Source organism: Undibacterium sp. GrIS 1.8 (genome assembly GCF_040544445.1).
Taxonomy (GTDB): domain Bacteria; phylum Pseudomonadota; class Gammaproteobacteria; order Burkholderiales; family Burkholderiaceae_D; genus Undibacterium.
Map to the genome: position 1 here is coordinate 63,674 of NZ_JBEONQ010000006.1, position 22,714 is coordinate 86,387.

The 22,714-nt window shown below is 47.5% G+C and carries 19 protein-coding genes and 1 tRNA gene; 9 read left to right on the forward strand and 11 right to left on the reverse strand.

Annotation, left to right across the window (positions count from 1 at the left end; genetic code table 11):
• Positions 1–56: 56 nt before the first annotated feature.
• On the reverse strand, positions 57–1,181 hold the full coding sequence (gene mutY, locus AAKU64_RS04325) for an A/G-specific adenine glycosylase (RefSeq protein ID WP_354361543.1): 1,125 nt from the start codon (positions 1,179–1,181) through the stop codon (positions 57–59).
• 483 nt (positions 1,182–1,664) lie between these two features.
• Between mutY and AAKU64_RS04330 the strand changes: the two genes are divergently transcribed.
• Entirely contained in the window at positions 1,665–1,877 is a 213-nt protein-coding gene (locus AAKU64_RS04330; protein WP_354329644.1) for a 2-amino-4-hydroxy-6-hydroxymethyldihydropteridine diphosphokinase, read from the forward strand.
• Between the two features lie 950 nt (positions 1,878–2,827).
• Positions 2,828–5,056, forward strand: a complete 2,229-nt coding sequence (gene rpoD / locus AAKU64_RS04335) for an RNA polymerase sigma factor RpoD (protein WP_354361545.1) — start codon at positions 2,828–2,830, stop codon at positions 5,054–5,056.
• Between the two features lie 266 nt (positions 5,057–5,322).
• Here rpoD and AAKU64_RS04340 read toward each other — a convergent pair whose 3' ends face one another.
• The 3 genes from AAKU64_RS04340 to mutM form a co-directional block, all read right to left on the reverse strand.
• Positions 5,323–5,964 carry a LysE family translocator gene (locus AAKU64_RS04340; RefSeq protein ID WP_354329646.1) on the reverse strand — a complete coding sequence of 214 codons (642 nt, stop codon included), beginning with the start codon at positions 5,962–5,964 and terminating at the stop codon, positions 5,323–5,325.
• 123 nt (positions 5,965–6,087) lie between these two features.
• Entirely contained in the window at positions 6,088–8,022 is a 1,935-nt protein-coding gene (locus tag AAKU64_RS04345; protein ID WP_354329648.1) for a dynamin family protein, read from the reverse strand.
• Between the two features lie 48 nt (positions 8,023–8,070).
• Positions 8,071–8,892 (reverse strand): bifunctional DNA-formamidopyrimidine glycosylase/DNA-(apurinic or apyrimidinic site) lyase, encoded by an 822-nt coding sequence (mutM, locus tag AAKU64_RS04350; protein ID WP_354329650.1) that lies wholly within the window; start codon positions 8,890–8,892, stop codon positions 8,071–8,073.
• A 205-nt stretch (positions 8,893–9,097) separates the two neighbouring features.
• Between mutM and AAKU64_RS04355 the strand changes: the two genes are divergently transcribed.
• The 7 genes from AAKU64_RS04355 to ggt all read left to right on the forward strand — a co-directional run bounded on the left by AAKU64_RS04355 (position 9,098) and on the right by ggt (position 16,673).
• Entirely contained in the window at positions 9,098–11,071 is a 1,974-nt protein-coding gene (locus AAKU64_RS04355) for a tetratricopeptide repeat protein (RefSeq protein ID WP_354329652.1), read from the forward strand.
• Between the two features lie 182 nt (positions 11,072–11,253).
• Positions 11,254–11,838 (forward strand): lipoprotein insertase outer membrane protein LolB, encoded by a 585-nt coding sequence (lolB, locus tag AAKU64_RS04360; RefSeq protein WP_354329654.1) that lies wholly within the window; start codon positions 11,254–11,256, stop codon positions 11,836–11,838.
• A gap of 50 nt (positions 11,839–11,888) precedes the next feature.
• Entirely contained in the window at positions 11,889–12,746 is an 858-nt protein-coding gene (gene ispE, locus AAKU64_RS04365; RefSeq protein WP_354329656.1) for a 4-(cytidine 5'-diphospho)-2-C-methyl-D-erythritol kinase, read from the forward strand.
• Between the two features lie 72 nt (positions 12,747–12,818).
• Positions 12,819–12,895 (forward strand) — tRNA-Gln (locus AAKU64_RS04370).
• 128 nt (positions 12,896–13,023) lie between these two features.
• On the forward strand, positions 13,024–13,986 hold the full coding sequence (locus tag AAKU64_RS04375) for a ribose-phosphate pyrophosphokinase (RefSeq protein ID WP_322121178.1): 963 nt from the start codon (positions 13,024–13,026) through the stop codon (positions 13,984–13,986).
• Positions 13,987–14,093: 107 nt separating this feature from the next.
• Positions 14,094–14,687, forward strand: coding sequence for a 50S ribosomal protein L25/general stress protein Ctc (locus AAKU64_RS04380; RefSeq protein ID WP_354329658.1), 594 nt, complete (start codon positions 14,094–14,096; stop codon positions 14,685–14,687).
• Positions 14,688–14,864: 177 nt separating this feature from the next.
• Positions 14,865–16,673: a gamma-glutamyltransferase gene (gene ggt / locus AAKU64_RS04385; protein ID WP_354329660.1), complete on the forward strand. Its 1,809-nt coding sequence runs from the start codon at positions 14,865–14,867 to the stop codon at positions 16,671–16,673.
• Between the two features lie 287 nt (positions 16,674–16,960).
• On the opposite strand, the gene hpf is transcribed toward ggt, so the two are convergent.
• From hpf to AAKU64_RS04420, 7 genes are all read right to left on the reverse strand, one after another.
• Positions 16,961–17,305: a ribosome hibernation-promoting factor, HPF/YfiA family gene (hpf, locus tag AAKU64_RS04390; protein WP_322121175.1), complete on the reverse strand. Its 345-nt coding sequence runs from the start codon at positions 17,303–17,305 to the stop codon at positions 16,961–16,963.
• Positions 17,306–17,458: 153 nt separating this feature from the next.
• Positions 17,459–18,955, reverse strand: a complete 1,497-nt coding sequence (locus AAKU64_RS04395) for an RNA polymerase factor sigma-54 (protein WP_354329752.1) — start codon at positions 18,953–18,955, stop codon at positions 17,459–17,461.
• Between the two features lie 17 nt (positions 18,956–18,972).
• The gene (lptB, locus tag AAKU64_RS04400) at positions 18,973–19,713 is read right to left on the reverse strand and encodes an LPS export ABC transporter ATP-binding protein (protein WP_354329662.1); all 741 of its coding nucleotides are present in this window, start codon (positions 19,711–19,713) and stop codon (positions 18,973–18,975) included.
• Position 19,714: 1 nt separating this feature from the next.
• Positions 19,715–20,293: a lipopolysaccharide transport periplasmic protein LptA gene (lptA, locus tag AAKU64_RS04405; RefSeq protein WP_354361527.1), complete on the reverse strand. Its 579-nt coding sequence runs from the start codon at positions 20,291–20,293 to the stop codon at positions 19,715–19,717.
• 19 nt (positions 20,294–20,312) lie between these two features.
• Positions 20,313–20,990: an LPS export ABC transporter periplasmic protein LptC gene (gene lptC / locus AAKU64_RS04410; protein WP_354329666.1), complete on the reverse strand. Its 678-nt coding sequence runs from the start codon at positions 20,988–20,990 to the stop codon at positions 20,313–20,315.
• Positions 20,987–21,532, reverse strand: a complete 546-nt coding sequence (locus tag AAKU64_RS04415; protein WP_354329668.1) for a KdsC family phosphatase — start codon at positions 21,530–21,532, stop codon at positions 20,987–20,989. Before AAKU64_RS04415 ends, lptC begins: the two co-directional genes overlap by 4 nt.
• Positions 21,532–22,605 (reverse strand): KpsF/GutQ family sugar-phosphate isomerase, encoded by a 1,074-nt coding sequence (locus tag AAKU64_RS04420; RefSeq protein ID WP_354329670.1) that lies wholly within the window; start codon positions 22,603–22,605, stop codon positions 21,532–21,534. The genes AAKU64_RS04415 and AAKU64_RS04420 overlap by 1 nt, the downstream gene beginning before the upstream one ends.
• Positions 22,606–22,714: the final 109 nt, after the last annotated feature.

Below are 22,714 nucleotides of genomic sequence, written 5' to 3' on the forward strand. Positions count from 1 at the left end.
ATGAAATCAATTTTAATGCGATGAAACATCATAAAACTCGGATCAAAATACCGGCATCAAAGTTCCATTAAATATTTTTTCACCGGCGCTGGTAAAGCGGCTTGTCCCACCTGCCTTAAATCCAGCCAGACATAACGCGATTCGGCGACTTGGGATGCGAGCTGCGCCAGATTAAATTGCAGCACTTGCGCATGTAATTTGAAGTGGGTAAACCCATGTAAAAATCCTGGCAATTGCCGGATATCTGTCACTTCCCCAAATTGATTTGCTACTTGTTTTGCCGCCAAACTTTGCTCTGGCAAAGTGCTGCTAAAGTCCAGCAAATCACCCATGGGACTGTCGGGATTTAATTCCTGCATGCCGTCCAGTTCGGGCAGCGACAACAAGCCGCCCCAGATGCCGCTGTCAGGCCGTTGCTCCAGCAAGACTCGTCCCTGATGCCGTAGCACCAGCATCAAAGTATGCTTTTCTTTTGGTTCTTTTTTCGGTTTGCGGGTTGGCAATTCAGCGGTGCGGCCTTGCGCATAAGCGACGCAAGTTGCTTGCAAAGGACAGCGAGGGCAATCAGGTCTGCTGCGGGTACACAGCGTCGCGCCTAAATCCATCAAACCTTGTGTGTAGGCCTGGATATCCGTTTCTGGCAACAAGGCTTGTGCACGCAACCACAAATCGTCTTCTATTGTCTTAATCTCCGGATAACCAGTAATCCCGAATACCCGGGCAAAAACCCGTTTGACATTGCCATCCATAATCGCCGCACGGGTGCCGTAAGAGAACGCCGCCACCGCTGCCGCAGTGGAGCGACCAATCCCGGGTAATTGCTGCAATAAAGCAGGGTCTGACGGAAACTGCCCGGCATAATTCGCCACCACATCCTTGGCACATTGGTGCAAATTGCGCGCCCGGGTGTAATAGCCCAAGCCACTCCAGTGCGCCATCACCTCTTCAGCAGGCGCAGCGGCTAAAGCAAACACCGTCGGAAAACTCTCTAAAAATCGCTGATAGTAAGGGATCACCGCCGCCACCTGGGTCTGCTGCAACATAATCTCAGACAACCAGACGCGATAAGCGTCCCGGCTTTGCTGCCACGGCAAATGATGCCTGCCATGCTGTTTTTGCCACGCAATCACGGCATGAGAAAAACTGGGGTCGTGGTACTTGGATGCCGCCTGATCTAGCATGGCCGGCGAAGTGGGCGGAATGGACTTAGCAGTGGTGCGAGGTTTCATTGAACTGGTTCTAAAAATAATCTGCGATGAGTATAAAAGCTTTTTTCGGAAACTTTCTGTCAAATGTAAAAACGATTTTCAACCGAGAATTTCTATTGGGGTTTGAGTTGATGGCGGATGCACTTTTGAGGGCAATTTACTTATCGCGGTTAAGCTACTTCCCCGGCGGCTTTTTAAACATAGCTCGTGCGGACATATTAAACATACTCCCTATATGTATTTATTAATCGTCCATATATTAATTGGACAATACGGTATTTATATTAATTTTTAAGGGGAGTATATTAAAACCCTCAACATAAAATGATTAAAAAAAACTAATCGTCAGCATAAGACTGGCCAGACAAGTTGGGCTAATCCAATCAGCAATTGGAAGACTCGAGCAACTACCCTCCCCGTATCAAACTGGTGTAGAAACAATATCAAGTTGAGGCAATGGTCGAGTCAATTTCAGCCGATTACTGCCTGCGATGGCAGATGCTGAAAATAAAGGCAAATTTAGTCGAAAAATCAGCATCTCTGCTTGCAAAGAAAGATGAAGCCGAGGATAATCCGCGCTTCGATTCTCCAAGTCCTCGGATGAATAAAAAAGCCCGCTTTCATCAGCGGGCTTTTTTCATCTTTAATATCGTGGACTTAGCAGATTAATAAGAATTTGTTGCTGTACTAGATTTTGCTCAATGAAAAATAATTCAACTGACTCCACTCGTATCACTCTTCAAAAAAGCGCATCCACTCTCACGCTAGGGATTAAAAGCCGTCCTGCCAAGGACGCGTCAGCCATGCAACATCCGGGTTCGGCGCAAGTGCAGACCAAGATGATTGCGGTACAAACTGCGGTACACGAACAAATTCTTAGCGATGCCACACCAACCATTATCACGGCACCGGTGACTGTGATTACCAAACGCCGCTCGAAATTAGCGCCGGCCTTGCCACAAGTATTACCGGAAGTAATTGCAGAATCAGAAGTGGCATTGGCAGAAGCAGAACGTAGTGCCGCGATTGAGAAAGCCGCTAATGCTGACGCCGATGCAAACATCATCATCGTTATCGAGCCAACGACTGCGGAAGATGCGCCGTTACCAGCCAACATGGAGATGTCAGCTCAACTCATCGTCCCTGCACCAGAAGTCATCGCCCAGATTAGCGATGCGCTTGCCATGTTTGAGCCTGCAGTAGCGAGCAGTTTGCCGCAGACCACGCCAGCCACGCCATTGCTGGCAGAACCAGCAGAAGCGATGGCTAAAGCAGTAACGGTCATTGACGAGCCGTTTGCAGATTACTACGCAGCCAGCACGACTTCAGACAACAAACCACCTGTCGTCGTGATCAAGAAATCGGCCTCACGTTTATTGAAAAAAACGCTGGATAAGACACTAGATACATCAGTAACGACTGGGCAAAATATAGAAAACCCTAGCGATCAAACCAGCGCTGAAATTAAGCCAGACGCTGCCAACTCCAATGCGATAGCAGGATCGACAACAAAACAGGGCGCGAGCAATGTCAGTATCAGTGAAAAACGTGCGCCGCGTGTGTGGACCCAAGCTAGCCCAGCAAAAGTAACAACGCCGCCAAAACCGGTATTGCAGTCGATGTCAGATGGAAGACCCGATGCGAAACGAGAAAAATTAGCCGTCGCACCAGTCACCATCATTTCGCCGACCTCGGCAATATCAGTAACACCGGTGGCATCTGTGTCGCCAACAGTATCAGCAGTATCGACAGTATCAGCAGCCTCAGCAACATCCAAACTGTCCGCGTTAGAGAGCATAGATACCTCAAGCTACACCTTTCCAAGCGTCAAAGAAGCCGCTAAACGTGGTCGAAAGCCTAGCGAATTTCAATTCGAGAATGAAGAAATCCGCGCCTTAAACGCGCTTGAGTCTGCTGAACTGAAATCCGTTGCCAGAGCCAAGGCCAGAAAAGCCGGCACCGGCAACTCTGGTAGCGCCAACGCGGCAAGATCAGCAGAACAGTTAGAGCATTATCGTAAAAAACTCACCAAGCTCATCAATATCGGCAAAGATCGCGGCTACCTCACGCATGCCGAAATCAATGACCATTTGCCAGAAGATGTGTCTGATCCAGAAATGGTTCAGAGCATCATCAGTACACTCAACGACATGGGTGTGGCAGTGTATGACCGCGCACCCGATGCGACCTTATTGCTGCTGACAGACAGCGTCAATAATGCCGTCAGCGATGATGAAGCAGAAGCCACCGCAGCCGCAGCCCTGTCCACCGTCGATGCCGATTTTGGTCGCACCACCGACCCTGTGCGTATGTACATGCGTGAAATGGGTGGCGTTGAATTGCTGACGCGCAGCGGCGAAATAGAAATCGCCAAGCGTATTGAAGATGGCTTGAAAGATATGCTGCAAGCCATTTCTGCCTGCCCAAGCACGATTGCAGAACTGCTAGCCATCGCAGAAAAAATCGCTAAGGATGAAACTAAGATCGACGACATCGTTGATGGCTTGATGGACCCCAACGCGAATGAAGATCTGATTCAGTCCGCCATTGTCAGCAACGTCAGCAGTGACGAGCAAGATGATCAGGATGAAGAAGACGAAGATGATGCCGTCAGCAATGACGCGGTGAGCGAAGAGCAATTACTGCAACTTAAAAATGCCGTCTTGTTAAAACTTGCCGTGATCGCCGCACAGTTTGAGAAAATGCGCAGCGCCAGGAATACCAATGACGCGGTCTATGTCAAAGCACAACAAAGCATCGCGCAAGAATTATTAGGTATCCGCTTTTCAGTCAAGACGATAGAAAAACTATGCGACACCTTACGCAAACAGATGTTGGAACTGCGTCAGATCGAGAAAAAAATTCAGGATTTATTAGTCAACAAATGTGGCATGCCGCGCCAGCACTTTATCACCAGTTTCCTCGGCAACGAGACCAATACCCAATGGTTAGAGGATGAAATGGATGCAGAGCAGCCATATAGCCTGCTAATCCGTCGTCATATCCATGCCGCCAATGAGCTGCAACAAAAACTCATCACGCTGGAAGAAAAAGTCGCATTGCCTCTAAGCGATCTGCGCAAAATTAATAAGCAAATGATCGCAGGTGAGAAGCGCGCAGCCGATGCCAAGCGTGCGATGACAGAGGCGAATTTGCGTCTAGTTATTTCTATCGCCAAGAAATATGTTAACCGTGGTTTGCAATTCCTTGATCTGATCCAGGAAGGCAATATCGGTTTGCTCAAAGCGGTCGATAAGTTTGAATATCGTCGCGGCTATAAGTTCTCTACCTATGCAACCTGGTGGATACGGCAAGCGATTTCCAGAGCGATTGCGGATCAGGCGCGCACTATCCGCGTACCGGTTCACATGATAGAAACCATCAATAAAATGAATCGCATCAAACGTCAATTGATGCAAGAAAATGGCCTGGAACCTGATCCGGCAATCATTGCCGAGAAGATGGAAATGTCCGAAAGCAAAGTACGCGAGATCATGAAGATCGCCAAAGAACCGGTATCCATGGATACACCGATCGGTGACGATGGCGACTCACAATTAGGCGACTTTATTCAGGATAACAATACGCTGTCACCCATGGCCGCCGCCATGCAAGCCTCGGTACAAGAAAAACTCAAAGAAGTCTTAGACTCACTCAGCCCGCGCGAAGCCAAGGTCTTGCGGATGCGCTTTGGTCTGGAGATGGCAACGGATTACACTTTGGAAGAGGTCGGCAAACAATTTGAAGTCACGCGTGAGCGCATCCGCCAGATCGAAGCCAAGGCGATGAAAAAATTACGCCACCCTTCCCGCTCGGATCAATTAAAGAGTTTGCTGGAGAATCATTGATCGGCTTGCGACTGATGTTGAAACAGAGCTTGAAATTGCGGTTGAGTTTTTCTTACACTTTAGGGTCTGCAATCCTGAGTTCCCGCAATCAAGATCACTAGGCTAACTCAAGGTCAAACAAGGACTTATTGAGCATACTCCCCCGCATTTTTCATAAATATGCCCTATCGTCCAGTTAAACCCTGGACGATTAAATATACTCACTAAGAGTATATTCAAAAACAGATCTATATCACGGGATTTGGCAGTTGATGATTGATTGCTGCTTATTTGCTACTTAATGCAAGCTTGATTCCAAAAGAAACAAACATCGCGCCGATCAGGCGATTGAGCCAGGCTGAGACCGTCTTATTCACGCGCACACGCTTGCTGGCTACTGCAGTCGAGACTGCTAAAAAGTGACACCACAGCATGCCGTTGAAATTAAAAATACAGCCCAGCACAATAAACGCCAGCGCTTTATTCGATGCAGATGCTGCGATAAATTGCGGTACAAAAGCCAAAAAAAATACCGCTACTTTTGGGTTCAGTACGTTGGTCAAAAAACCTTGCTGGAATATGGTCTTGTAACTCAGATCTGGCGACTTTGTTACGGGTGTGTCAAGCTCGCTGGCAGTTGCGCTTTTTGCCAGCAGAAGCCCGACTCCGACGTACAACAAATACGCTGCGCCGAATAACTTGACGATCGTAAAAGCCGCAGCAGAGCTTGCCAATACTGCCGACAAACCCATTGCTGCGGCAAAAATATGTACAAAAGTACCGGTGCCAATTCCTAAAGCCGCAGCAGAACCAGCACGCCAGCCCTGGCTGGCACTGCGCGTCATGATCAACAAAGAATCGGGGCCTGGGACAAGATTAAGCAACAGGCCAGAGACAATAAATAACGCGAGATCTTGAGTACCAAACATCATTAAAGCTCGTGTTAAGTTAGTAAGAAGGAAGGGGCTAAAACATATACTGCGCTTTAAAACGTTTTAAGATGTTTTAAAGCGCTTAACTTAAATCCCTCAGCGGCAATCAGCGATATTAAGTTAAGCAACCTTGAGTGCGCTCAATTCTGCTAAAAGCGCATTTTTCAAATTCAATTCTAAGGCGCTCAAGGCTTTCTTTTTAGCGTCCATCTCGGCTTGCATCGCTTCAAAAGAACTAATTTTTTCTTCCAGACTATCGGTCGCCACATGAATGCGCTGTATCGACTGCATACGATTTTTGAGCTGACCTTTGTGCTCGCGGATTTGCGCTTCTAGCGGTGCCATGACGACTTTTTGCCACGCCTCTACATCCCGGTTCGCCTGTAAAAAACTTTGCTTCACGCGCGCTGCAATAGAATCAAAAAATTTCTGCATCAGCGCAACCTGTGACGTCGTCAGCAAGGTCATAGTACTGAATTGCTTCTGGAATACGGCCTCGACTGAAGCGACTTCCTGGATGTATTTGTCTAAAGAGAATGACATCGGCGCGGACAAGGCAAGGCCATGCTCGGTCGAAAATTTTCTGTACATGATGGTCATCATTTCAGAAATCTCATCCGTCTTTTTATTCGATGCTTGCAGGTTAAATTTGATATTACTAAAGAACTGTCTGACTGCATCTTTCAGGCCAGTAGAAAATTTACTCTTCTGCATGGCTTCTCTGGATTTACGAATTTCTTCACGCAAAATATCCATACCCAAACTGGTGTATACCTCGGTCGATAAGCGGGTGAATACGGCACGTGTTCCTTGCATCTTGATCAGGCTGGCATCGAATTCTTTTTTCTCTGCATCGATCCGGCGCATCATGTGTTCAATCACGTTGATGTTCTTGCCGCGCAAACTTTTCAGCTCCATCATTTGCTCTACCACGCTGCGAGTACGGGCAGAAATAATCGCTTGCTGCGCACCGGTGATTTCATTGATGTCCGTCGTCATCTGGGCGCGGATGATGTCTTGCTTGGAGGGGATCAGTTCTTTAGAGAGTGCATATTCCAAGGTCGGCAGGCGACTCTTGGCTAATAATGGCGCATCTTTGTTGATTTTAGCGACCAGGCCTTTTTGCGCTGACACCGGGAAAATTTGTTTTTCGTCCAGCGATAAATTATGTGCAACAGTACTGATCTGATGTTTGATTTGGGCTTCTATCTCGTCTGCAGTGCGCAGCTCATCCCACATGCTATCAATCTTATTGAGCACGACCATACGGCCAGGACCGCCGCCAATATGATTGCGCCAGACGTCAATATCGCTTTTAGTAACGCCGGTATCGGCAGCCAGAATAAACAATACGGCATGCGCGTTGGGGATTAAATTCAGTGTCAGCTCAGGCTCGGTACCGATTGCGTTTAGGCCTGGAGTATCGACAATGATCAAACCTTCTTTGAGCAATGGATGCGGGAAATTCACAATCGCATGACGCCATTGAGAAATCTCGACCAGGCCATTTTCATCAATTTCTAAAGCAGCATCAGGATCGTCTTCATCAAACAAACCGTAGGATTTGGCTTCTTCTATCGATACCCGTTTGGTCAGGCTCACTTGTTTAAAAGCCTCTAGCATGCCATCCCCAGAGCTGATATTTAGCGGCAATACGGTCCAGACATGGTGCTGGCCTTTGTAGTCGCTAGTGGATTGTGCTTCTTTGCGGGTTTCTATCGGCAACAGGCGGATGCATGGTGGAATAGTCTCGTCATACAACAGCTCAGTCGGACACATCGTGGTACGACCGGCGGACGATGGCAAAATGCGCTGTCCGTAATCCGCGAAAAAAATCGCGTTAATTAATTCTGATTTGCCGCGTGAAAATTCTGCAACAAAAGCGATGGTTAGTTTGTCATCGACCAATCTTTCCAGCAAACGCGAGATGCGCTGATCACTGGCGGCATCGGCCATATCCGATCCATGTATCCATGCGCGATACTGCTCTAACGCACTCACGACACCTTTGCGCCAGTCACTGTATTCCTGGAATTTTTGAACCAGATTGCTCATGTTGCCCTCAAATAATTATTATGGTTGCCTAGAATCTAGCACTTTGACCTATTTTTGACAATTTGTGCAGTAAAAAGTACTGCGTTGACCTTGCTTAATCTGTCGTATTGGCGACTTACATACACGACAAGCGTCTTCAGCACGATCATATACGAAATATGTCTGCTGAAAATAGCCTGTTTGACCATCAACACCAATGAAATCCCGCAAACTACTGCCACCTTGCGCAATCGCAGCGGCCAAAGTGAGCCGAATTTCCTCAGCTAGTAACTGATATCGTTTAAGGCTAATGCGGTTGGCTGCCGTCTTAGGGTTAATTCTGGCGCGAAACAGGCTTTCAGATGCATAAATATTACCTACGCCGACCACAATATCGCCTGCCAGCAACACTTGTTTAATCGCCGCGGGGCGCTGGCGCGTCTGCCGGTAAAGCAATTCTGCGCTGAACTGCTCTTCCAGCGGCTCCACGCCCAAAGCCCGCAACAACAAATGCTGGTTAACATCGCCATCGGCTGCATCATGCCAAAGCACCGCTCCAAAACGTCGGGGATCCGTCATGCGCAAGGCTTGCGCACCAACCACAATATCGATGTGATCATGCTTTTGCGGTGGTGTTTGCGTGGGGATAACCCGTAAATGTCCTGACATTCCTAAGTGAATCAATAAAGTGCCGTGCTTAAAATGCAGCAGCAGATATTTACCCCGACGGCCAGCAGCCAGAATAGTTTGGCCTTGCAGCAGCGCTGGTAAATTTACCGGAAAAGGCCAGCGCAAACCCGCACGTCGCATTAGCACTTGCGTTACTTGCTTCCCTTCTAAATGGGGTGCGACACCGCGTCGGGTGACTTCTACTTCTGGGAGTTCTGGCATAGATAACTGTTTGCGTGTTTTGATGATTTAGGAGTGCACTTTACATTGCAATGCAGTGCGATGGTGCGCAATGGAATCGAGATGGTTAAGTAAGCAATCCTGCCCCCAAGAGTCCGCGCCATTACAATTTGACACGAGAAGCTTTACCACGCAATAACGGCTTGAGCGTAAAATCGAGCATCATCAGTCAATCTTGGATAATGCTTTGAAAACTATTTTTGCATCTGTGGCTGAATCTGACAACGTCAAATCTGCTGACTCACTTACCTCACTTACTGCTCCAGCGGTTTTTTCAACTGCGACGAATTTAACTGATTTGGCTAATTCAGCGAACTTAATTAAGTCTCGTATTGTAACGGCTCTGCGCATAGTTACTGCTGCCATTGTGACGGCGAGTTTGCTTTCTGCATGTTCTGGTTTTTCTCCCTTAAATAGTGCCACGGACGACGCACATCAGGCCGCTGGCGCAAGTGCTGCGGCGCAAGCCGCCTTGGCGGCAGAAAATACCGACGATGGCAATTCTATGCCTGCAATTCAGGAGAACTTGCCCACAGTCGCCTTAACCGATGAATTGCTGTACAAAATTTTGACCGCTGAAATCGCCTTCCAGCGGGGCAACTGGCAAGCTGCTTACGTCACCATACTCAGCGTCGCGCAGCAAACCCGCGATCCACGTCTGGCACGACGCGCAACTGAGATTGCGCTCACCGTAAAACAACCTGGCGAGTCATTGACCGCGATCCGGCTGTGGCGGGAATTATCACCGAACTCTAGCGAGGCAACTCAGTATTACCTCGGCTTTATGGTGATGAATAATAATCTGGCTGAAATCCAGAACGTTTTCACGGAAAAACTGCGCGCTGCCGATCCTAAACAATATGCCGTATTAATGCTGCAAGCACAGCGTTTGCTCCTGCGTGCAAGAGATAAAAATGCCGCTTTCGATACACTGGAAGAAATCCTCGCGCCTTACAAAGACCGACCAGAAGCCCATTTGGCGCTGGCGCAAGGTGCATATGCCCATGGCGACAACAAGCGTGCAGTGGCTGAGGCAGAGCTGGTTTTGCAGGCAAAGCCAGACTCACAACTCGCCATCCTGACCATCGCGCAAGCGTCTAAACAAACTGATGCAATTAAGGCGATGGCTGCCTTTCTAGAAAAAAATCCGCAAGCCAGAGATGTGCGTCTTGCGCATGCCAGCATCTTGATTGACCTACACCAGTTAGACAAAGCCACGTTGGAATTTGAGGAATTGCTGAGAGATAAACCGAATGATGTGACCGTGCTATACACCTTAGGCGTGCTCGCCATGGATAGCAAAAAACCCGGTCATAATCAAATGGCAGAACGTTATCTGACACGCTACCTCAACGAGCTGGAAGCCAACCCAAGCGAGGAACGGGACCCAACCCCCGCTTTAATCAATCTGGCACAAATCGCAATAGACCGTGAAGACTACGTAGCCGCAGAAACATGGCTAGCCAAAGTAGATTCTTACGACGGCAAAAACAGTGCCTATTTTGGCACCCAGATAAGACGCGCGCAATTGATGGCGAAGCAAGGCAAATTAAGCGAGGCACGCCAGTTTTTGCGCGATTACAAAGCTGGCAATGAGGTCGAGGAAGCACAATTGGCGCAAGTAGATGCGCAATTGTTGCGGGATGCCCGCATGCCAGCAGAGGCGACTACTGTGTTAGAGGACGCGCTAAAACGTTTTCCTGACAACACAGATTTATTATACGACTACGCCATGTTGGCTGAATCCCAGCAAAAAACGGAAGAAATGGAAGTCGCCCTTAAACGTGTGATGGTTTTGGCGCCGAACAACCAAAATGCCTACAACGCACTAGGTTATTCGTTGGCAGACCGCAATATTCGCCTGGATGAAGCCTTGACGCTCATCGAAAAAGCGGCACAGCTTGCGCCTGATGACGCCTTCATTCTGGATAGCCTGGGCTGGGTAAAATTCCGTCTGGCAAGATTAGATGAAGCAGAAGAAGCCTTACGTCGCGCCTACAAATTGCGCCCTGACGCTGAGATTGCCGTACATCTGGGCGAAGTGCTCTGGGCAAAAGGCTTAAAAGACGAAGCCCGCAAGTTCTGGCACGAAGCCAAAACAAAAGATGCCGATAACGAAGCTCTTAAATCAACATTGCAACGCCTGTCTGTGAAGCTCTGAAGTAAAGCTTTAAAGTAAAGCCTTACTTAAGCAGGCTTAAATGTATGAATGCGCGAACTTTAAATATAGTTCAGCTCACCGCATCAAACAATATACTCCCAGTGAGTACACTATAAATTACTTATATGCTCCAAATAAAGTCTGGACAATCAGCACTATCAATCAGATACTCCCATTTTTTATTGATCTTATTCAGCTTTTTTTTAAGCCTGACTTTATCCGGCTGCGCTAGCACACCACGTCAGACCAACGCGTCGCCAGACCGTCAATATCAAGAAAACCTGCAAATCACTGGCAGGATATCGGTGCAGTATCAGCAAAATGACAAGGAGCAAACCTTACCCGGCAGCTTTGAATGGCAACAGACTGCGACCAGTACCAACATTACTTTGCTGTCACCGCTAGGCCAGGTGATTGCAACGATTCAACAAACTCCAACGGGTGCAAGTATGCAACAAGCTGGCAAAGCAACTCGCTATGCCAGCGACCTGGATAGTTTGCTCAATGATAGTTTGGGTTGGGCGCTACCAGTCAGCGGCTTACGCGACTGGTTACAAGGTTTTAGTCTCGACACACAAGGCAAACGGATCGCACTAAAAACGGATGATAATACCGTGCTTGATGCCGATGGATGGCATCTGCGCTACGTCACATGGAATCTGGATAGCACGCCTCTCTACCCCAAGCGTATCAACTTACAACGTAACTCTGTGCAAGCCGGAGAAATTGCCATCCGCATCGCGATAGAACAATGGACCTTGCAATGAGCGCAGCGATGAATGTTAAAAAGGTAAAAACAGCAATAGAAACAAGCATAATGAAGCCCCGCCACCTCAGCAATTGCCCGGCACCGGCAAAACTTAATCTGTTCTTGCACGTCACTGGTCGCCGCGCAGATGGCTACCACCTACTACAAACTGCGTTCCAGTTGATTGACTACTGCGATATGCTGGACTTTGAAGTCCGCGATGACGGCCTTATTCATCGTACCAACGAGATTGTCGGGGTTCCTGCAGATACCGATTTAATGGTGCGCGCAGCTCGCTTGCTACAACATCATAGCGGCAGCACTTATGGCGCCAATCTAACACTGACGAAAAAACTTCCCATGGGTGGCGGACTTGGCGGCGGCTCATCCGATGCAGCAACCACGCTGATCGCACTAAATCATTTATGGGAATGCGGGCTAACGCGGCACGAACTAATGGCGCTGGGCTTGCAATTGGGTGCCGATGTTCCGTTTTTCCTGTTCGGCCAAAATGCCTTCGCAGAAGGCATAGGTGAGCGACTGCAAGCTATCCACACACCAGAGCAATGGTTTGTGGTGATAGAACCCGGCGTCCAAGTACCGACACCAGCAATTTTTTCTGCCAAAGAGTTGACAAGGGATACGAAACCAATCAAAATAGCGGACTTTTCCAGCCTATCAGAAATGATTTGGAAAAACGATCTGCAAACAGTTGCTTGTACGCTGTTCCCGCAAGTTGCAGCAGCCATTCAGTGGCTTAGCGCTTACGGCAACGCGAAGATGACCGGATCTGGTGCTTGTGTTTTTTGTGCATTTTCTGATGAGGCAAACGCCGATCAGGCGCTAAAACAAGTACCGCATCACTGGCAATCATGGAAAGCCAAAGCAATAAGTCAACACCCGATGGCTTATTTGCTGCAGACGTAAAAAAATTTGGTCTGGTGTTGAAATCCCGCTAAAATAGCGGCTCAGAATTTAACACCAGATAAACGGTTGTGTAGGGGATTCGCCAAGTTGGTTAAGGCACCGGATTTTGATTCCGGCATTCGGAGGTTCGAGTCCTCCATCCCCTGCCATTAAATATAAAGCCGCCGCATACAATGTGCGGCGGCTTTTTTCAATTGTATCAGCAGTGTTTTTGCTAAAAGTTTAAGTCTGAATTAGCAACTACGCTTGACCCTCAATCTAGCCGATAGGTCCCGCCATGGCAAACGCGCGCGCAAATGACAACATGATGGTTTTCACCGGAAATGCTAACCCTGCGTTGGCTGAAGGTGTTGTCAAACAATTGGGCATTCCTCTCGGTAAAGCAGACGTTTCTAAATTTTCCGACGGTGAAGTGATGGTCGAAATTAATGAAAACGTCCGAGGTAAAGATGTTTTCGTTTTGCAATCAACCTGCGCACCGACGAATGACAATCTGATGGAAATCATCTTGATGGTCGACGCTCTGAAGCGCGCATCTGCTGGTCGCATTACTGCGGCGATTCCTTACTTTGGTTATGCCCGCCAAGACCGCCGTCCGCGCTCTGCACGAGTAGCGATCTCAGCGAAGGTTGTTGCCAACATGCTGGAAAAAGCTGGCGTTGATCGCGTGCTGATTATGGATTTGCATGCAGACCAAATCCAAGGCTTCTTTGATATTCCGGTTGATAATATTTATGCATCACCGATTTTGCTGGGTGATCTGGTTGCCAAGAACTATGAAGACTTATTAGTCGTTTCACCCGACGTTGGTGGCGTCGTCCGCGCCCGCGCGCTGGCAAAACGTTTGGGTTGCGATTTAGCGATCATTGATAAACGTCGTCCAAAAGCCAACGTATCAGAAGTCATGAACATCATCGGTGAAGTCGAAGGACGTAACTGCGTGATTATGGATGACATGGTCGATACTGCCGGGACACTGACCAAAGCGGCAGAAGTTCTGAAAGAACGTGGCGCGAAAAAAGTATTGGCTTACTGTACACATCCAGTATTGTCGGGTCCGGCAATTGACCGTATCTCCAACTCACCGTTGGATGAGCTGGTTGTCACCGATACCATTCCTCTGTCAGATGCTGCAAGAGCATGTAGCAAAATCCGCCAATTGTCTTGCGACAGTTTGCTGGCTGAGACTTTCCGCCGTATTACTAAAGGCGAATCCGTTATTTCTCTGTTCACGGATTAAGCATAATTTTCTGCGAGCTTGTTTTAAAACAAGCTCGTTTTTTCTGTGTCCCTGGTCGCGGGGACGCAAAACCGCAAGTTCAATCTTGCATTTTTTGGAGTAGCACCATGAAAGTAATCGCATTTGCACGCAAAGAGCAGGGGACCGGAGCGAGCCGCCGCCTGCGTATTGCTGGCCAAACACCAGGTATCATCTACGGCGGTACAGAAGCGCCTGTCAGCGTCACTCTGGACCACAATGCTTTGTACCATGCATTGAAAAAAGAAGCCTTCCACTCATCCATTTTGGATCTGGAAGTTGATGGTAAAGCCGAAAAAGTATTGTTGCGCGACTTCCAAGTCCACGCATACAAACAATTAGTATTGCACGTTGACTTCCAACGCGTTGATGCAAACAAGAAAATCCACGTAAAAGTACCTCTGCATTTCATCAATGCTGACGTATCTCCAGCAGTTAAGTTGTCTGCTGCAGTCATCAGCCACGTTGCTGTTGAACTGGATATCTCTTGCTTGCCAGCAGACTTGCCAGAATTCGTTGAAGTTGATCTGTCCAAATTGGAAGCTGGTCAATCTATCCACGTTTCTAGCCTGGTATTGCCAAAAGGCGTTACAGCAATTGTTCACGGTGATGACGCGACTGTCGCTATCGCTGTGGTACCTGCTGGCGCTACTGCAGCAGAAGGCGAAGCAGCAGCGAAGTAATTCGTTTCTGCCTGAACCAAAAAAAGCCACCTTCAGGTGGCTTTTTTATTGAACGAAATAATATCTATCTAAACTAATTAGGACTTACGCAAGTCCTGTTAATAAGAGAAATCCAGTCTGACTGGATAAGACGATCAAGTTAAAATCAATTCTATTGAAACGTCCCAAGGATAATCCATGCGCGCTCCGCTGCTTTCCCCACTACCTTGCCTATTTCTGTCAAATTCAACAAGCTTGTTGCGCGTATCACGCTTAGGATTAATCGCACTGGCGCTGGCATCAAGCATTACTGCGACACAAGCGCAATTCGTAGCTAAAACTACCAGCATTAATCCCGTTGTTAAATACGATATTGGTTATGACATCGTCAGTCCAATCCATGCTAAGCATGGGATGGTGGCGAGCGAACAAGGCTTGGCAACGCAAGTTGGCCTGGATATGTTAAAGCGCGGCGGGAATGCGGTCGATGCTGCGGTGGCGGTTGGCTTTGCGCTGGCGGTGGTGTTGCCCAACGCAGGCAATATTGGTGGTGGAGGTTTTATGCTAATCCATGACGCCAAATCGGGTAAAGACATCGCACTGGATTTCCGCGAAATGGCCCCCATCAAAGCAAGCCGCGACATGTATCTGGATAAAGCAGGCAAAGTCATTCCTGGCAAATCACTCTACTCGCATTTGGCGATTGGCGTACCTGGAACTGTCGCCGGATTGACGCAGGCGCTAAGTAAATACGGCACCATGAAATTATCAGATGTCATTGCACCTGCGATACAACTGGCAGAACAAGGCTTTGAGGTAAGTCCACATCTAGCCAGCATCCTCGACGCAGAATACGACCATTTGGGCGCGTGGGAGTCGAGCAAAGCGATCTTTTTTAAAAATGGCAAACCTCTGGTCGCAGGTGAAAAATTAATCCAAAAAGATCTGGCTGCATCCCTCAAGTTGATTGCAAAAGAAGGCGCGAGTGCTTTTTATCAAGGCGCCATCGCAAAGAAAATTGTTGCAGAAATGGCGCAGCATGAAGGCATCATCAGCGCAGAAGATATGAAAAATTATAAGGTCGTCGAGCGCGAACCCGTCAAAGGTAGTTATCGCGGCTATGAAATCGTGGCCATGCCGCCACCCAGCTCAGGCGGCGTACACATCGTACAAATGTTGCATATTCTTGAACACTTTCCGATTAAAGAACAAGGCAGTAATAGCGCACAAAACTTACACCTGATGGCGGAGACCATGAAGCTCGCTTATGCCGATCGTTCTGAATATTTGGGCGATCCCGATTTTGTCAAAGTACCGATTAAAGCACTGACATCACGCGCCTATGCTGATGAGTTATCAAAGAAAATTAATCCAGAACATGCAACGCCGTCCGATCAAATCAAGCCCGGTAAACTAGCGCCTTACGAAAGTGATCAAACTACCCATTTTGCTACAGCAGATCAGTATGGTAACGTCGTCGCAACTACCTACACGCTGAATCTGAATTTTGGTAGCGGCATCGTTGCTAGCGGCACCGGCATTACCTTAAATAATGAAATGGATGATTTCTCCGTAAAAGCGGGTGCTCCCAACGCGTTTGGATTACTTGGTGGCGATGCCAATGCGATTGCGGCATACAAGCGCCCGCTCAGCTCAATGTCACCGACAATTATTTTAAAAGACGGACGACCATTTCTGACCACAGGCAGCCCGGGGGGTAGCCGGATTATCACCACCAGTTTGCAAATTATTATGAATGTGATTGACCATGATATGAATATTGCCGAAGCCAGCATTGCGCCTCGCATTCATCATCAATGGATGCCAGATCAATTGCGCGTAGAAAAAGGGATCACTATCGATACCTTAAACATACTGGAGCAAAAAGGTCAGCATCTGAGATTGTCACCGACTATGGGGCGCACACAAACGATACAAATGAGCAATCAGGGATTTGATGGTTATTCAGATCCGCGCAATCCCGACGGAAAAACTTTAGGGTATTGAGGTTAAATTTAAATGCGTACAAGCTAATCTGTGCGGCTTAAAGAAATGAATAGCTACGAGTGTCGCTTATTTCTCCAGTACCCAATATAAATACTCTCCCCAGGTATATTTTAGTTGTCCATGTAATTACTGGACAATAAGCCATATTTATAAAAATAATATGGGAGTATATTTATATCAGCGCATAATCTTCGCAAAAAAATCAAGTGTTACGTAAACAAAAAAAGGACGCCGGATTGCGTCCTTTTTTGCTATTTTCTAATCGAAAAAGCGACTAAGTCATCTGCTTACACTGGCGTCGGATCGGGTATGTGTTTGATCGCGTCATGTTGATGATTTTGGATTTTGTCTTTATGTTTAATGACTTGTCGGTCCAGTTTGTCGATGAGAGTGTCGATGGCGGCGTAGAGATCTTGTGCCAGGCTTTCAACATGAATATCTTTGCCACTGATGTGCAGATTAATGTCTGCTTTATGGCGTTTTTCCTTTTCTTTGAGCTTGTCCACGGTCAGGATGACGGCGATATCAATTACTTGATCGAAATGCCGCCTGATACGTTCAAGCTTATTTTGCACATGTTCACGAATTGCAGGAGTTACTTCGAGGTGATGTCCACTGATGGTGAGATTCATACTACGCTCCTTGGTAATCTTACTTGTTACAAACATTTTGTCTTAACTCAATTAATGTAAATTTAATCAGACGATGAATTGGCAGACTAATACTTAAATTATTTATTGAGCTAAATTATATATAGCAACACACGAGGATATTTCAAGAACAAGTTACAAAGATTTGCGCAGGCTTACTGGCGGGATTTTCAAGGCCTCGCGATATTTGGCGACTGTGCGTCGCGCAATTACCATGCCTTGTTCTCCCAGCATGTCTGCAATCTTGCTGTCAGAGAGTGGGATTTTCTGGTCTTCTGCTCCTATCAACTGCTTGATGAGTGCACGTATCGCGGTGGATGATGCTTCCCCCCCTGCTTCCGTCGCGACATGGCTACCGAAGAAATATTTCAACTCAAACATACCATGCGGGGTCAGCATGTATTTTTGCGTCGTTACACGAGAAATAGTGCTCTCGTGTAAACCCAGTGTATCAGCAATTTCGCGCAACACAAGTGGTCGCATTGCAACGGCACCGTGCGTGAAAAAATTACGTTGTCTTTCAACTATCGCTTGTGAAACCCGCAAAATCGTATCAAAGCGTTGCCGCATATTTTTGATTAGCCAGCGCGCCTCTTGCAATTGGGAACCTAGCGTACCGTCACCCCGATTTTGCTTCATGATGCTGGCGTACATACTATTAACACGTAGCTTTGGCATCACATCTTGATTGAGTAATACTTGCCAGCCGTTCACTGTCTTTCTGACTATCACATCCGGCACGACATAATCTGAAGCCGCCACGGCAAATTCAGCACCCGGTTTGGGGTTACATTGACGAATAACCACTTGCGCTTCGCGTAAATCCTCGTCATCACAATTAAGGATTTTCTTCAACTTATTAAAATCTCTTTGAGCGAATAAAGTGATGTGGCTCTCAACAATTTTTTGCGCCAGCCGACGCGTCACAAAAGGAATTTTAGGAAAACGTTTAATCTGCAAGGCCAGACATTCGGATACATTTCTGGCACCGACACCGCTAGGGTCAAAGTTCTGCAACATGTTCAGCGCAAAGGATAATTCTTCCGGCTCAACACATAATTCCAATGGCAAGCTGGCATGAATTTCTTCAAGCGTTTCCATCAAATAGCCATTGGTATCCAAGGCATCAATCATCAGCTCAATCAGAGCACGATCACGGGGCTCGCGAATGTTCAATCGCATCTGCTCCAACAAGTGATCTCTGAGGCTAGTTTGTGCTGCTTCTAACTGCGGACGTCCGTCATCTTCTTCTGACGATTTGCTGCCTTGAGGAACATCATCAAAGCTCCACTCTTCTTCATTCGCGCTGGTGCTATCGGCAGAGGCAGCGACTTCGCTAAGCTCGGCATTTTCAGTACTGGCACTTGCAGTAGCTGCATCGCCATTCATTTCTGGCGCGGCGAATTCAGTTTCAGAATTATTCGTAGTCGCACTGATGGCGCCGTCGGCCAGCAAGCGCACTGCATTATCCATAGGATCATCTACCCGCTCCAACATGGGATTGTCGGAAAGTAGATTTTCTAACTCTTGATGTAGCTCCAGCGTGGACAATTGCAGCAAACGTATCGATTGCTGCAATTGGGGCGTTAAGGCCAAATGCTGGGACGTGCGGAGTTGCAGGCTTTGCTTCATCATCGTATGGCTTCCCGCTACATGCGGAAATGCTCTCCCAGATAAACTCGGCGAACCGATTCGTCTTTAATGATATCGTCTGGCTTACCAGTCGCCAACACAGCGCCCTGATTAATGATGTAGGCATGGTCACAAATGCCAAGAGTTTCGCGTACATTGTGATCTGTGATCAGAACGCCGATACCCCGGTTTTTAAGGAAGCGCACAATCCGTTGGATCTCAATGACGGCAATCGGATCGACGCCTGCAAAAGGCTCATCCAACAACACGAAACGAGGATTGGTTGCCAATGCTCTGGCGATCTCTACCCTGCGACGTTCACCACCCGACAAGGATAAAGCCTGATTTTCACGAATGCCGTCAATCTGCAATTCGGCCAGCAAGGTGTCTAAACGTTTTTCAATTTTCTTTTTACTCAGAAATTGATCGTTTTCATCTTTTTGTAATTCAAGAACTGCACGGATATTGTCTTCTACAGACAGCTTACGAAATACCGAGGCCTCTTGCGGCAAATAAGATAAGCCCAAGGTTGCACGTTTGTGTATGGGTAAGCGCGAGATATCAACACCATCAATATTGATCTCACCGGCATCAGAGGGTACCAGTCCAACAATCATATAAAACGATGTAGTCTTGCCAGCGCCGTTCGGACCTAGCAAACCGACCACTTCACCGCTCTTTACTTCCAACGACACGTCACGGACGACTTGCCGCGCGCCATAGCGCTTTTGCAAACCCTTAACTAATAATGTACTCATCTTATTCTTTGACTTTTTTGTCGGATTTTGGAGCCAAAATTAACGTCACACGTCCGCCACCGTCAACAGATTTTCCAGACGTATTATTAGTCGCCACGAATACATCGCTAAGACTGTCGTAGGATAAAAAGTCGCCCTGCTGTTCCTGTGTGACGGTTTTACCTTCAAGATATTTCACGTCAGCCTTAGAAATAAATTTTACTAATTCTGTCCTGGTGTCATATTCGACCCGGTCTGCTACACCTTCTACCCATAAGTCTGGACCGCCGTCACGCTTTTGACGGAAAAATACTTTGCCGCCCGCAACAGCATAGAGAACAGCACTCTGCGTTCCATCTTGTGCGGTTGTCACGACAGCGCGCTCGGCTTTGACTAACAAGGTACCTCGGGTCAAAACGACATTCCCCGTGATGGTAGATACGTTTTTCTTCCCTTCGGAAATAGAATGATCTGCGGTAATTTCTGTCGGCTTATCGGCATCCGCTTTTTCAGCAAATGCCGCCGAATGTAAAACTACTGCACTGACAGCACATAAAAAGCCGCCGATCAGATGCTTGAATTGTTTATTGTGGAAGCTCATTACTTGCTCTCCATTTTGATTAATTAGATGTTTTTTGCTTCGTGCCTGACTTCGCACCTGGCTTAGTAAAATGCATGTGAACCTGACTTAGTAACTGAGTCTCTTGTGTCTCATTATTCGCCGTCATTCCAACTGCATGTGTTTCTGAATTTTGTGAATACAAGGTCACGGGATGATCTGTTTTCATCGTATTCAGATCGGGTAACAACAATAGATAATCGGTATTTAACTGCATGTATTTTGTAGTATCACTCTCAGGCCTTACTACCTGAACATTGTCATACAGATGAATCTCGTCACTTTGGGTATTAATCTCAACTTGTGCTTTAGCTTGCTCGCTAAGTTGTGCAGTTTTTTGCTCTACCAGTCCGCGATCAGCACGTACTGTTACAGGAGTTTTATCTTTATCAAAACTATTAATACGGGGTTGTGTAATTTCAAAATTATCATATTGCGGGTTATGAGTGAGCCGGCTACCGGTGACATGAAAATTCGCCTGTCCTTTGTTCGACAAACGGATGAAATTAAAATTTTCCACATAGTAATCAGGATCGGTACGAGCAGCACTGCGCATATTTCCTTCTTCATCACTTTTGCGTAAAACTTGCAGCACCCAAAAGCTACCCATCGCAATTACGCCGAGCATAATAATGCCTACCCAGACGCGGAAACGATCTGCAGAAAAAATATACTTCATAGTAGAAAAGGCGCTAAGGCCTGGTCGTATTTACCTTGCGCCCGCAAAATAAAATCACAAACTTCGCGTACCGCACCATTGCCACCACTCACCTGCGTGATGTAATCAACACGGCAACGTACCTCGGCATGTCCATTCGGTACGCTGGCGGCAAAACCAACCCGCGATAATACCGGCAAGTCAATTACATCATCACCGATAAAGCCGCAATGCTCTGCTTCGACCTTCAACTCAGCGCATAATTCTTGAAAAGCAGACCGTTTGTCATGAATACCCTGGCGCAAATGAACAATCCCCAAATCTGCTGCACGACGCGCCACAATAGGCGACTGACGCGCACTGATGATGGCAGTCTGAATACCGGCTTGTTGCAGCAAACGAATTCCCTGACCATCCAGCACATTAAAGCTTTTCATCATTTCGCCATCAGGGCCAAAATGCAGGCTACCACTGGTCAAAATACCGTCTACATCAAAAATCATTAATTGGACTTGAGCTGCCTTGGCAACTGCATTTGAATTCAACATTGTCGTTGCAGTCATCAAATCACCTTAGCGCGGGTCAGGTCATGAATATGCAGAGCGCCGACTAATTTGCCATGTTCATCCGCTACCAACAATTGATTAATTCTATGGGTTTCCATTACCTCAACCGCTTCAACTGCCAACTGCTCCGCACGAATGCTGCGTGGATTTTTATGCATCACATCCGCGATCACAATTTTAGTAAAGTCCTGAACACTTTCCATCAAACGACGTAAATCACCATCGGTAAATACGCCGATTACCCGCTGCTCATGATCGACTACGGCTGTCATCGCCATGCCTTTTTTGGTAATTTCCATCAGCGCAACGGTCAACTTAGTGTCAGGCGTCACTTGAGGAATATCGTCGCCGCTACGCATCACATCGCGGACATGTGTCAACAAACGGCGACCGAGCGCGCCACCGGGGTGGGAGCGGGCGAAATCTTCTTCACGGAAACCACGTGCATCCAAGACCGCAACAGCAAGTGCATCGCCCAGTGCCAGTGTGACTGTCGTACTGGCCGTTGGTGCGAGGTTAAGCGGACAAGCTTCTTTGTCGACATGCACATTTAAATGCACGTCGGCCAGTTTTGCCAAACCCGACACCGGATTGCCAGTCAAGGTAATCAGTTTGACACCTAGGCGTTTGATGATAGGGGCAATCGCGATCAATTCCGACGCTTCGCCTGAATAAGAGATACCAATAAATACATCTTGGGGCGTCACCATACCTAAGTCGCCGTGTGCAGCTTCGGCGGCATGTACAAACAAAGCAGGCGTTCCAGTCGATGCGAAAGTCGCAGCGATCTTACGGGCAATATGGCCCGATTTGCCAATACCAGAAACAACTACCCGCCCCTGGCAGTGCAGTAGCAGATCAGTAGCCAGGGCAAATGCCGCGTAATCGTCGGAAAGTCGGGATTGCAGAACCTTGATTGCGTCTGCTTCGATCTGCAAAGTCTCGCTTGCCAATAGCAAAGCACGACGGGCAAAGGTTTCGTCAGGCGCAAGGCTGGTCGAAAGTTTAGAAGAAAGCTTAGACGACACGTCCGCCGGAGTTTGGGTGGGGATAAAGTTAATAGAGCTCATCCCGAGAGTATAAACGAAATTGGCTAAGCAAAAACTCTGCCAGTTTGCATAAGCTTGCATATGTTGCTTGCCAGTGAATATTGTTCGTTTTTTTGATCATCTAAGCAAT